At 64.2% G+C, this 14,319-nt stretch carries 2 protein-coding genes (1 of these 2 running past the window's edge); both read left to right on the plus strand.

All coding sequences use genetic code 11. The annotated features are described in order from the left end of the window. Positions 1-12,321, plus strand: coding sequence for a non-ribosomal peptide synthetase (locus E3Z29_RS12410; protein WP_134785889.1), 12,321 nt, complete (start codon positions 1-3; stop codon positions 12,319-12,321). Next, positions 12,321-14,319: the 5' portion of a non-ribosomal peptide synthase/polyketide synthase gene (locus E3Z29_RS12415; RefSeq protein WP_134785890.1), read on the plus strand. 12,998 nt of this gene lie beyond the right edge of the window; the window shows 1,999 of its 14,997 coding nt (coding positions 1-1,999); its start codon is at positions 12,321-12,323; its stop codon lies beyond the right edge, outside the window. Before E3Z29_RS12410 ends, E3Z29_RS12415 begins: the two co-directional genes overlap by 1 nt.

The following is a 14,319-nucleotide window of genomic DNA, read 5'->3' on the forward strand; positions in this document are numbered from 1 at the left end:
ATGAATGCTGAAGACTCCTTGAAACTTGCTCGCCGGTTTATCGGGTTGCCCCTGGAAAAGCGCCAGATGTTCCTCGCGGCCCTGCACAAGGAGGGCGTGGATTTCGCGCGGTTCCCGATACCGGCCGGCATCGCAGCCGAGGATCGTCAGGCGCTGTCTTACGCGCAGCGCCGCATGTGGTTCCTGTGGCAACTCGACCCGCAGAGCGGCGCCTACAACCTGCCCGGTGCGGTGCGGCTCAATGGTCGACTGAACCAGTCGGCGCTGGAGCAAGCTTTCGCCAGTCTGGTGGAGCGCCACGAAACCCTGCGTACGGTGTTCCAGCGCCAGGCCGATGACAGCCTGCTGCAAGTGCCAGCCACCGCGCCGCTGCTGATTACCCGGGAGGACTTCAGCGCACTGCCGGCCGGTGAGCGCGAGCAGGCGGTGAACCGTGCCGCCGAACAGCAGTCGGTGTTGCCATTTGATCTGGCGGTCGGCCCCTTGCTGCGGGTGACCTTGCTCAAGCTTGCCGAGCAGGAACACGTGCTGCTGCTGACCCTGCACCACATCGTCTCCGATGGCTGGTCGATGAACGTGTTGATCGACGAATTCATCCGTTGCTACGACGCGTTCGACGCCGGTCAGACGCCGCAATTGCCGCCATTGCCGATTCAGTACAGCGACTATGCGCTGTGGCAACGCCGCTGGCTGGAAGCCGGTGAGCAAGCACGCCAACTCGACTATTGGCAGGCGCAACTGGGCGACGAACACCCGGTGCTGGAGCTGCCACTGGATCATTCGCGCCCGGCGATGCCGAGCTATCGCGGCACTCGTTACGAGTTTGCGGTCGACGGCCAACTCGCCGAGCAACTGCGCAGCGCTGCGCAACAGCATCAAGTCACTATATTCATGTTCCTGCTCGGCGCCTTCAATGCGCTGCTGCACCGTTACACCGGGCAGACCGACCTGCGGGTCGGCGTGCCGATCGCCAACCGTAATCGCGGCGAGATCGAGGGGCTGATCGGCTTCTTCGTCAACACCCAGGTGCTGCGCACGCAGCTGCACGGCCAGACTCGGGTCGATGAACTGTTGCGGGCGGTCAAGGAAACCGCGCTCGGTGCCCAGGCGCATCAGGATCTGCCGTTCGAGCAACTGGTCGAAGCGCTGAAGCTGGAACGCAGCCTCAGCCACACGCCGCTGTTCCAGGTGATGTACAACCATCAGCCGCACGTCGCCGATATCGCCACCATTAGCACCGCATCCGGCCTGCAACTCGACAGCCTCGACTGGCAGAGCCGCACCACCCAATTCGACCTGACGCTGGACACCTGGGAGAAGGGCGGCAAGCTGCACGCCGCGCTGACCTACGCCAGCGACCTGTTCGATGCACCGACCATCGAACGCATGGCGCGGCACTGGCTGCGCCTGCTGACGGCGATGGTCGCTGATCCGTCGCAGCGCATCGGTGAGTTGCCGCTGCTGGAGGCTGACGAGCAGCGCACGTTGGTGCACGACTGGAACAACATCCACGCGCGATACCCGAGCGACACGCCGATTCACCAGTTGATCGAAGCACAGGTCGCGCGCACGCCGCAGGCACCGGCACTGGTATTCGGCGAACAGACCCTGAGTTATGCCGAACTGGATGGCCGGGCCAATCGTCTGGCGCATCTGTTGCGCGAACAGGGTGTGCAGGCGGACAGCCTGGTCGGCGTCTGTGCCCTGCGTTCGGTGGAAATGGTCGTCGCGCTGCTGGCGATTCTCAAGGCCGGCGGCGCCTACGTGCCGCTGGATCCGGAGTACCCGCAGGAGCGCCTGGCCTACATGATCGAGGACAGCGGCATCACTTTGCTGCTGACGCAACAGGCGCTGCTGGCAACGCTGCCGACTGACGGCGTAAACGTCATCACTCTGGATCAGCCAGGACTGCTCGACCGCTACAGCGACAGCCGTCCCGACGTCAGCGTCGATCCGCTGAACCTGGCCTACGTGATTTACACCTCGGGCTCCACCGGTAAACCGAAGGGCGCCGGCAACAGCCACGCGGCGCTGGTCAACCGTTTGTGCTGGATGCAGGACGCCTATGCGCTGGACGCCAGCGATTCGGTGCTGCAGAAAACCCCGTTCAGTTTCGACGTATCGGTGTGGGAGTTCTTCTGGCCGCTGCTGACCGGCGCGCGGCTGGTGGTGGCCGCGCCAGGTGCGCACCGTGATCCGCTGCAATTGATCGATAGCATCAACCGTCACGGCATCAGCACGCTGCACTTTGTGCCGTCGATGTTGCAGGCGTTCATCCATGAGGCCGGCGTGGAAAGCTGCAGCGGTCTCAAGCGGATTGTCTGCAGCGGTGAAGCGTTGCCGCTGGATGCGCAACTGCAAGTCTTCGCCAAACTGCCGAACGCGAGCCTCTACAACTTGTACGGCCCGACCGAAGCGGCCATCGACGTCACCCACTGGACCTGTGTCGATGAAGGCGCGGACAGCGTGCCGATCGGCCGGCCGATCGCCAACCTGCGCACCCATGTCCTCGATGCCGAATTGCTGCCGGTGCCGAGCGGTGTCGCCGGTGAACTGTATCTGGGCGGCGCCGGGCTGGCGCGCAGTTATCACCAGCGTCCGGCGCTGACGGCCGAACGTTTTGTGCCGTGCCCGTTCCATGACGGCGCGCGCCTGTACCGCACCGGTGACCGTGTGCGGCAGCGTGCCGACGGCGTGATCGAATACCTCGGGCGTCTCGACCATCAGGTTAAGTTGCGCGGTTTGCGCATCGAGTTGGGCGAAATCGAGACCCGCCTTATGCAGCACTCGCTGATACGTGAGGCGGTGGTGCTGGTGCAGGGCGGCAAGCATCTGGTGGCTTATCTGGTGCTGGAAAACCCGCAGGCAGACGAGCAGTGGCAACAAGAGGTCAAGGCGTGGCTGCTCGGCAGTCTGCCGGAGTTCATGGTGCCGACCTACCTGATCACCCTCGACAAATTGCCGGTCACCGCCAACGGCAAGCTCGACCGCAAGGCCTTGCCACAACCGGATGCCGCGCCGCAACAGGCATTCGTGGCGCCACAGGACGCCATGCAAAAAGCCCTCGCGGCGATCTGGGAAGCTGTGCTCGGCCTCGACCGCGTCGGCCTCGAAGACAACTTCTTCGAGCTGGGCGGCGATTCGATCATCTCGATTCAAGTGGTCAGCCGTGCGCGACAGGCCGGGATCCGCATCAGCCCGCGTGACCTGTTCCAGTACCAGACGGTGCGCAGTCTGGCGCTGGTCGCGAGCCACGATCATCTGTCTTCGGTGGATCAGGGGCCGGTGACCGGCGATGCCGTGCTCGGGCCGATCCAGCAGGATTTCTTCAGCCGCGCGATGCCGGTGCGCGAGCACTGGAACCAGTCGTTGCTGCTGACCCCGCGTGAGGCATTGAACGCACAATGGCTCGATGCGGCGCTGACCCACCTGATCAATCACCACGACGCCTTGCGCCTGCGTTTTGTCGAAGGCAGCGAAGGCTGGCAGCAAAGCCACGGCCCGCTGCTGACGGGCGCTGAGCTGTGGCAACGCGATGCCGAATCTGCCGAACAGTTGCAGGCGCTATGCAACGAAGCTCAGCGCAGCCTCGACCTGCAAAACGGCCCGCTGCTGCGCGCGTTGCTGGTGACGATGGCCGACGGCTCGCAACGACTGGCACTGATCATTCATCACCTGGCGGTCGATGGCGTTTCCTGGCGGGTGCTGCTGGAAGATCTGCAGCAGGCTTACGAGCAACTGGCGGCGGGTGGCGGCATTCAGTTGCCGGCCAAGACCAGCGCGTTCCAGAGCTGGACGGCGCGTCTGGCGCAGGAAGCGTCGCGTTTCGATGAGCAATTGAGTTATTGGAAAGCCCAGCATCAGGGCGCCGAAGATCTGCCGTGCGACCGCCCGGATGGCAGCCTGAAAAATTTGCATGGCGAGAAAATCGAATGGCGCCTCGACGCCGAGCGCACCCGCCAGTTGCTGCAACAGGCGCCCGCCGCCTATCGCACCCAGGTCAACGATCTGTTGCTCACCGCACTGGCGCGCACCATCAGCCGCTGGAGCCAGCAGCCGGGCACGTTGATCGAACTGGAAGGGCATGGCCGCGAAGACCTGTTCGATGACATTGACCTGACCCGCACCGTGGGCTGGTTCACCAGTCTGTTCGCGGTCAACCTGACCGCCAGCGCTGATCTCGACGGCTCGATCAAGGCGATCAAGGAGCAACTGCGCGCGGTGCCGGACAAAGGTCTGGGTTACGGCGTGCTACGGCATCTGGCCGCGCCGTCGGTGCGCGCCGAACTGGCCGCGCTGCCGCAACCGCGCATCACCTTCAACTACCTCGGCCAGTTCGACCGCCAGTTCGACGAAGCGGCGCTGTTCGTGCCGGCTGTTGAAACCAGCGGCGTGGCGCAGGATCTGTCGGCGCCTCTGGGCAACTGGCTGACTGTGGAAGGTCAGGTGTATGGCGGCGAACTGTCGATGAGCTGGGGCTTCAGCCGCGAGATGTTCGACAGCGCCACGGTGCAGCAACTGGTCGATCAATACGCCAGCGAATTGCAGGCGTTGATCGAACATTGCTGCACGCTACCCATTGCGCAAGCGACGCCATCGGACTTCCCGTTGGCTCGGGTGACCCAGGCGCAACTGGATGCGCTGCCGGTGCCGGCCGGTGAGCTCGATGATGTCTATCCGCTGTCGCCGATGCAGCAGGGTTTGCTGTTCCACACCCTCTACGAGCAAGCGGCGGGGGAATACATCAATCAATTGCGCGTGGATGTGCAAGGCGTTGACCCTGAGCGTTTCCGCGCCGCGTGGCAGGCCACCGTCGATGCGCAGGACATTCTGCGCAGCGGTTTCGTCTGGCAGGGCGAACTGGCGCAACCGCTGCAGATCGTCCATAAGCAGGTGCAGTTGCCGTTCAGCATTCTCGACTGGCGCGAGCGCGACGATCAGCCGGCAGCCCTTGCGGCGCTGGCCGATGCCGAACGTCAGCAAGGATTCGATTTGAGCCATGCACCGTTGCTGCGTCTGGTGCTGGTGCAGACCGCTGCCGAGCAATGGCACCTGATCTACACCCATCACCACATCCTGATGGACGGCTGGAGCAACTCGCAGTTGCTCGGCGAAGTGTTGCAGCGCTACAGCGGTCGCACCCCGGCCCATGGCGGCGGACGGTATCGCGATTACATCGCCTGGCTGCAGCGTCAGGACGCGCAACTCAGTCAGGACTTCTGGAGCGCTCAGTTGGCTACGCTGCAAGAGCCGACCCGACTGGCCCGCGCCGCTACCGGCGGCGAGCGCGCCAGCGGCCATGGCGACCATTACCTGACGCTGGACGTGCCGCGCACTCAGGCGCTGGAAGCGTTTGCCCGCCAGCAGAAAGTCACCGTCAACACCCTGGTGCAAGCCGCGTGGCTGCTGTTGCTGCAGCGCTACACCGGTCACGAAGCGGTGGCGTTCGGTGCGACCGTGGCCGGGCGTCCGGCGGATTTGCCGGGCATCGAGCAACAGGTCGGCCTGTTCATCAACACCCTGCCGGTGATCGGCGCGCCGCGTCCGGACCAAAGCGTTGGTCAATGGCTGCAAGCGGTGCAGGCGCAGAACCTCAGCCTGCGCGACTTCGAACACACGCCGCTGGCGGACATCCAGCGCTGGGCCGGGCAGGGCGGTGAAGCGCTGTTCGACAACATTCTGGTGTTCGAAAACTACCCGGTCGCCCAGGCGCTGAGCCAGGCCGGGCAAGGCCTGACATTCGGTGAGGTCGGCAACCTGGAGCAGACCCACTACGCCCTGAGCGTGGCGGTCACCCTCGGACAGCAACTGGCGCTGCACTACAGTTTCGACCGCAGCCAGTTTGCCGGTGAAGTGATCGAAGGCATCAGTGCCCATCTGTTGCAATTGCTTGAGCAGTTTGCGCTGTCGGCCGAACGCAACCTTGGCGAAATCGCTCTGGCCAGCGCTGACGAGCATGCCCGCCAGCAAGCCGAAAACCAGCCGCAGCCTTACCCGGTGGACATCGCTGTGCATCAGCGCATTGCTGCGCTGGCGGCCGAGCGCCCGCAGCGCACTGCAGTGATTTTCAACGGTCAGCACTTCAGTTATGGCGAGATCGAGCAGCGTGCCAATCAACTGGCTCACGCACTGATCGCCCGTGGTGTCGGCGCCGAGATCCGGGTCGGCGTGGCCCTGCCACGCAGCGAGGCGGTAATCGTCGCGCTGCTGGCGGTGCTCAAGGCCGGCGGTGCCTATGTGCCGCTGGACACCAGTTACCCGCGTGAACGCCTGGCCTATCTGATTGAAGATTCTGGGCTGGCGCTGCTGATCAGCGATTCGTCGGTGTCGGCGCAGTTGCCGGTCGGCGAGTCGGTGCCATTGCTGGAGCTGGATCGTCTCGACCTGCGCCAGTTGCCGATCACGGCGCCACAGGTGCCAGTCGATCCGCACAACCTCGCGTACGTGATCTACACCTCCGGTTCCACCGGTAATCCGAAAGGCGTCAGCGTTGCCCATGGCCCACTGGCGATGCATTGCCAGGCCATCGGTCAGCGCTACGAAATGCGCGACAGCGACTGCGAATTCCACTTCATGTCGTTCGCCTTCGACGGCGCCCACGAACGCTGGCTGACCAGCCTGACCCACGGGGCTTCGCTGCTGATTCGCGACGACACGCTGTGGACGCCGGAGCAGACCTACAACGCGATGATCGAACACCGCGTGAGCGTGGTTGCGTTCCCGCCGGTGTACCTGCAACAACTGGCCGAACACGCCGAGCGTGTCGGCAACCCGCCGAAGGTGCGGATCTATTGCTTCGGCGGCGATGCGGTGCCAAACGCCAGTTTCGAACGGGTCAAACGCGCCCTCGATCCGGACTACATCATCAACGGCTACGGCCCGACCGAAACCGTGGTCACGCCATTGATCTGGAAGGCTGGCCGTGAAGAGTCATGCGGTGCCGCTTACGCGCCGATCGGCAGCCGGATCGGCGACCGCAGCGCCTACGTGCTCGACGCCGATCTGAACCTGCTGCCACAAGGCATGGCCGGTGAGCTGTACCTCGGTGGTACCGGGTTGGCGCGGGGTTATCTGAACCGTCCGGGGCTGACCGCCGAGCGTTTTGTCGCCGATCCGTTCAGCGCCCATGGCGGCTTGCTGTATCGCACCGGTGACCTGGTGCGCCAGCGTGTCGACGGCACGTTCGACTATCTGGATCGCATCGACAATCAGGTGAAGATTCGCGGTTTCCGTATCGAACTGGGCGAAGTCGAAGCGGCGCTGCAAGCCCTCGACGGCGTGCGCGAAGCGGTGGTCGTGGCGCAGGAAGGCAGCGCCGGCAGTGGCAAGCGGCTGGTGGCCTACGTGGTCGGCGATTCAGCGAGTGCCGAGTTCACCGACCACCTGCGCGCGCAGCTCAAGGCCAGCCTGCCGGCGCACATGGTGCCGGCGTATGTCCTGCGTCTTGAGCGCATGCCGCTGACGCCGAACGGCAAGCTCGATCGCAAGAACCTGCCAAAACCGGACGTCAGCCAACTGCAACAAACCTATGTCGCGCCACAGACGGCGCTGGAGCAGCAACTGGCGGCGATCTGGCAAGACGTGCTCAAGCTTGAGCAAGTGGGTGTCAGCGACAACTTCTTCGAACTGGGCGGCGACTCGATCATCTCGATTCAGGTGGTCAGCCGGGCGCGGCAGGCCGGGATTCGCTTCAGCCCCAAAGACCTGTTCCAGCACCAGACCATTCAGGCCCTCGCTACAGTCGCGCAGACCGGCGAAGCCGTGCAGCCCATCGATCAGCGTGCGCAAACCGGCGAAACCGCGCTGCTGCCGATTCATCAAACATTCTTTGCCGAAGCGATTCCCGACCGTCACCACTGGAACCAGTCAGTGATGCTCAAGCCGACGCAGGCACTGGACGCTCAGGTACTGGAGCAAGCCCTGGATGCGTTGGTGGTGCAGCACGACAGTTTGCGTCTGGACTTTGTCGAGCAGGCCGCGGGTTGGTCGGCGCACTACCGCGACGTCGCCACGCAAGCGGGGGAAACCATTCTCTGGCAAGTCGAGGTCGCTGATCTCGCCGCCCTTGAGGCACTGGGCGACAAGGCCCAGCGCAGTCTGCAACTGAGCGGCGGTTCGCTGATCCGCGCGGTGCTGGCGAACCTGGCTGATGGCAGTCAGCGCCTGCTGCTGATCGTCCATCACCTGGTGGTCGATGGCGTGTCGTGGCGGATTCTGTTTGAAGACCTGCAAAACGCTTATCGCCAGCTCCTCGCAGGTAAGCCTGTGCAATTGCCGGCGAAAACCAGCGCAGTCAAAGCTTGGGCGGCAGCGTTGCAGGACTACGCCCAAACCCCGGCGTTGCAGGCCGAGCTGGGCTTCTGGCAGCAGCAGTTGCAGGGCGCTTCGGCGGCTTTGCCTTACGACCATCCGAACGGTGGGCAGCAACACGATCAGGCGCTGATCCTGCGCAGCAAACTCGATCAGACCCTGACCCGTCAGCTGTTGCAGGAAGCTCCGGCGGCTTATCGCACCCAGGTCAACGACCTGTTGCTGACCGCGCTGGCGCGGGTGCTGGTGCGCTGGACCGGTGACGACAATGCGTTGGTATTGCTTGAGGGCCATGGTCGCGAAGACCTGTTCGAACACATCGATCTGACCCGCACCGTGGGCTGGTTCACCAGCGTATTCCCGGCACGCCTGGCACCGGCCGCCGAACTCGGCGCGTCGCTCAAGCAGATCAAGGAACAGCTGCGGGCGATCCCCCACAAAGGCATCGGCTTCGGCGCACTCGCGCACCTTGGTGATGAGCCGGCGCGTGCCACCCTGCAAGCCTTGCCGGCGCCGCGCCTGACCTTCAACTACCTCGGCCAGTTCGACGGCAGCTTCGACGCTGCCAGCGATGCCCTGTTCGTGCCGACCAGCGAGTCCGGCGGCGCAGAGGTCAATCTGCAAGGGCCGCTGGGCAATCCGCTGGCGCTTAACAGCAAGGTGTTCGGCGGTGAGCTGGACCTGAGCTGGACCTACAGCGGCGCGATGTTCGACACCGCCACCATCCAGCGTCTGGCCGACGACTATGTGCATGAACTGACCGCGCTGATCGGCCACTGCTGCGACACTGCCAACCGTGGCGTGACGCCGTCGGACTTCCCGCTGGCGCAACTGTCGCAAGCGCAACTGGATGCGCTGGTGCTGGAGCCGCAAGGCATCGACGACATCTATCCGCTGTCGCCGATGCAGCAGGGCATGCTGTTCCACACCTTGCTCGAACACGGCAATGGCGACTACATCAACCAGATGCGCCTGGACGTCGACGGTGTCGATCCGCAACGCTTCCGCGCGGCGTGGCAGGCGGCGGTGGATGCGCATGACATCCTGCGCAGCGGTTTCTTCTGGCAAGGCGATCTGCCGCAACCGGTGCAAGTGGTGCAGCGTCAGGTCGAGGTGCCGTTCAGCGTGCTCGACTGGCATGGCAGGACTGATCTGGAGGCAGCGCTGCAAACCCTCGCCGATGAGGAGCGCGCCCTGGGTCTGGACCTGAGCTGTGCGCCGCTGATGCGCCTGGTGCTGGTGCGCACTGCAGCCGAGCGTTATCACCTGATCTACACCAACCATCACATCCTGATGGACGGCTGGAGCAGCGCGCAGTTGCTCGGCGAAGTGTTGCAGCACTACAGCGGCGAAGCGGTCGCCCGTGGCGCGGGTCGCTACCGCGATTACATCGCCTGGCTGCAACGTCAGGATGGCGCGGCGGCGCAAGCCTACTGGTTGGCGACGCTGGGCAATCTGCAGGAACCGACGCGCCTGGCCAATGCCATCGCGCGGCCGCAGGCCGGTTTGCCGAGCGTGGGTTACGGCGATCATTACCAGGTGCTGGACGCTGAGCTGAGCCAGCGCCTGGGCGAGTTTGCCCGGGCCGCGAAAGTCACCGTCAACACCGTGGTGCAAGCGGCGTGGCTGCTGCTGTTGCAGCGCTACACCGGCAAGGATTGCGTGGCGTTCGGCGCCACCGTCGCCGGGCGCCCGGCGGACCTGCCGGGTGCCGAAGCGCAGATCGGCCTGTTCATCAACACGCTGCCGGTGATCGCTGCGCCGTCCGCGCAGCAGAGCGTGATCGCCTGGCTGCAAGCGGTGCAGGCGCAGAACCTCGCCTCGCGCGAGTTCGAACACACGCCGCTGGCGGATATTCAGCGCTGGGCCGGGCAGGGCGGTGACGCGCTGTTCGACAGCCTGATGGTGTTCGAGAACTACCCGATCGGCGAAGCACTGGAACGCGGTGCGCCGCAAGGTCTGCGCTTCGGCACGGTGGCCAATCAGGAGCAGACCAACTATCCGCTGACCCTGCTGGTGAACATGGGCGCGCAACTGTCGGTGCATTTCAGTTATCAGCGCGACAGCTTCGCGGCGGCCAGCGTGGCGCAGTTGGGCGCGCATCTGCAGCGTCTGCTGAGCCAGATGGCGGATGCCGGTGAGCGCACGCTCAGCGAGCTGGACCTGATCGAACACCGCCCGCTAGTGAGCACCGACTTCTCCACCGAGCAGTGCATCCATCAAGCCATCGCCAATCAGGTGGCGGCGACCCCGGATGCCTTGGCGGTGACCTTCGCCAATACGAAGTTGAGCTACGGTGAATTGGATGCGCAGGCCAATCGTCTGGCGCACAAGCTGCTTGAGCTGGGTGTCGGCCCGGAAGTGCGCGTGGGCGTGGCGATGCCGCGTTCGGAGCAATTGCTGATTGCCTTGCTTGCGGTGCTCAAGGCTGGCGGTGCGTATGTGCCGCTGGACCCGGATTACCCGGCGGATCGCGTGGCCTACATGCTCGAAGACAGCCGCGCGCGGGTGTTGCTCTCCGAACAGGCGGTTGCCGCGACCCTGAGCGTGCCGGGCGATACCCAAGTGCTGCTGATGGATCAGGTTTCGCTAAGCGGCTATTCGGCTGTTGCACCACAGACTGCGGTGCAGCCGGATAACCTCGCCTACGTGATCTACACCTCCGGTTCCACCGGCAAACCAAAAGGCGTGGCGATTGCCCATCGCAACGTCATGGCGCTGATCGACTGGTCGGCCAAGGTCTATAGCCGCGACGACATTCAAGGCGTACTGGCCTCGACGTCGGTGTGCTTCGACCTGTCGGTGTGGGAACTGTTTGTCACCCTGGCCAACGGTGGTTCGCTGATCATCGCGCGTAATGCCTTGGAGCTGGCGCAACTGCCGGCCCGCGATCAGGTGCGCCTGATCAACACCGTGCCATCGGCGATCGCCGCGCTGCAACGTGCCGGGCAGATTCCGCCAAGCGTGCGCATCATCAACCTGGCGGGTGAGCCGCTGAAACAAGCGCTGGTGGAGGCGTTGTATCAGCAGTCGACGGTCGAGCACGTCTACGACCTTTACGGCCCGTCGGAAGACACCACCTATTCGACCTGGACCCGCCGCAGTGCTGGCGGTCAGGCACGGATCGGGCGCGCGCTTGAGCACAGCGCCAGTCATCTGCTGGATGCCGATCTGCACGCAGTGCCGCAAGGCGTTTCGGCCGAGCTGTACCTGTCCGGCGCCGGCATCACGCGCGGTTATCTGGGGCGTGCGGCGATGACCGCCGAGCGCTTCGTGCCGAATCCTTTCGTCGACAACGGCGAGCGCATGTACCGCACCGGCGACCTGATTCGTCAGCGCGAGGAGGGCGAACTGGAGTACATGGGCCGGATCGACCATCAGGTGAAAATTCGTGGATTCCGCATCGAACTGGGGGAGATCGAGGCGCGATTGCTCGCGCAACCGGCAGTCACTGAGGCGGCGGTGCTGGCCGTCGAAAGCGACACCGGCGCGCAACTGGTGGCGTATGTGATCGCCCCGTCACTGGAGATGCACGACGGGGACGCGCAGCGGCAACTGCGCGAGGGACTAAAGACTGGCCTCAAGTCTTCGTTACCTGACTACATGATTCCCGCGCACCTGCTGTTCCTTGAGCAGTTGCCACTGACCCCCAACGGCAAACTCGACCGCAAGGCCCTGCCGGCGGTCGATGCCAGCCAGATGCAGGCCGCGTATGTCGCGCCGCACAGTGAGCTTGAGCAGCAGGTCGCGGCGATCTGGCAGCAAGTGCTCGAAGTGCAACGCATCGGCTTGAACGATCACTTCTTCGAACTCGGCGGGCACTCGCTGCTGGCGGTCAACGTGGTGTCGCGCATGGCCCTTGAACTGGGCCTGACGCTGACCCCGCAACTGTTATTCCAGCACCCCGTCCTGAGCGATTTTGTCGCTCGACTCGATACAGGAGGCGGGGCAATCAACGAACAGAAACTGAGCAAGCTGGAAGCCCTGCTTGACGATATGGAGGAAGTCTGATGGACAAGAGTGTTGCTTTGAGGGTAGCCAAGCGCTTTATCACTCTGCCGCTGGACAAACGTAAGCTGTACCTGGAAAAGATGCTCGAAGAGGGCGTCTCTCCGGCCAACCTGCCGATCCCGGAAACACGTTCCGGGTTTGCGGCGATTCCTCTGTCGTACGCTCAGGAACGTCAACTGTTCCTCTGGCAAATGGACCCGCACAGCACCGCGTATCACATCCCCAGCGCCCTGCGCCTCAAGGGGCGGCTGGATGTGGCGGCGCTGGAGCGCAGCTTCAACGCCGTGGCGGCGCGCCACGAAAGCCTGCGCACCACTTTCGCCGAACAGGGTGAAAGCTTTTGCCAGGTGATTCACCCGCAGCTGCCGCTGAGCATCAGCCTGACGCCATTGCCGGAGGGCCTCGATGCCGCCGGGGAAGACGCCGCGATCAAGGCCTTCGTCGAGAGCGAAACCGCACGCCCGTTCAATTTGCAGCAGGGCCCGCTGCTGCGGGTGGCGCTGCTCGAAGTGGCACCGGACGACCATGTGCTGGTGCTGATCCAGCACCACATCATCTCCGATGGCTGGTCGATCAAAGTCCTGGTCAACGAGTTGATTCAGCATTACGCCGCCGACACCGCCGGGCAGCCGCTGAGCCTGCCGGAGCTGGAAGTGCAATACGCCGACTACGCGATCTGGCAGCGCCACTGGCTGGAAGCGGGCGAGCGCGAGCGCCAGTTGGCCTACTGGGTCAAGACCCTGGGCGGCGAGCAGCCGGTGCTGGAGCTGCCGATCGATTTCCCGCGTCCGGCCGTGCAAAGCCTGCGCGGTGCGCGGCTGGAGCTGAACCTGCCGGCCGACCTCGGTGACGCCCTCAAACAGCTGGCGCAGCGCGAAGACGCAAGCCTGTTCATGCTGTTGCTGGCGTCGTTCCAGGCGTTGCTGCATCGCTACAGCGGTCAGGCGCAGATTCGCGTCGGGGTGCCGACCGCCAACCGCAACCGGGTTGAAACCGAAGGCCTGATCGGCTTCTTCGTCAACACGCAGGTGCTGAGTGCCGAGGTCAGCGGGCAACTGCCGTTCAACCAGTTGCTGGCTCAGGTCAAGCAGGCGGCGATGGCCGCGCAGGCGCATCAGGATCTGCCGTTCGAGCAACTGATCGAAGCCCTGCAACCGGAGCGCAGCCTGAGCCACAGCCCGGTGTTCCAGGTGATGTTCAACCACCAGACCAGCCGTGATCAGGGCCGCAACGCGGCGCAGTTGCCGCAGCTGAGTGTCGAGGATGTGCAGTGGGAAGGGCGCACCGCGCAGTTCGACCTGACGCTGAATACCTACGAGTCCAGCGACGGCTTTGCCGCCGAGCTGACCTACGCCACCGATCTGTTCAAAGCTGAAACCGTCGAGCGTCTGGCGCGTCATTGGCAGAACCTGCTGCGCGGCATCGTCGCCGCACCGAGCCAGCGCGTCGGCGAATTGCCGTTGCTGGAAAGTGCCGAGCACGGCGTGCTGTTGCAGGACTGGTTGCGCAGCGCCGACCGCAGCGCGCAAGCCGAATGCGTGCAGCAGGATTTCTCCCGGCGTGCGCAGCAAACGCCGCAGGCCACGGCCCTGATCATCGGCGAAGACGTGCTGAGCTACGGCGAGCTGGATGCCCGCTCGAGTCAACTGGCGCACAAGCTGATCGAGGCCGGCGTCGGCCCGGATCAACTGGTTGGCATCGCCGTCGAGCGCAGCGCGGAAATGATCGTCGGCCTGCTGGCGATCCTCAAGGCTGGCGGTGCTTATGTGCCGCTGGACCCGGCGTATCCGCAGGATCGCCTGGCCTACATGATTGAAGACAGCGGCCTGCAATTGCTGCTGACCCAAAGCCATTTGCAGACGCAGCTGCCGATCCCGCCGGGCGTGCAAGCGCTGTTGCTGGATCAACCACACGAGTGGCTGGCGGCTTATCCACAGACCGCGCCGGACGTGGCAGTCAATGGCGAGCATCTGGCCTACACGATCTACACCTCCGGTT

Source organism: Pseudomonas sp. S150, assembly GCF_004526365.1.
GTDB classification, from domain to species: Bacteria; Pseudomonadota; Gammaproteobacteria; order Pseudomonadales; family Pseudomonadaceae; genus Aquipseudomonas; species Aquipseudomonas putida_A.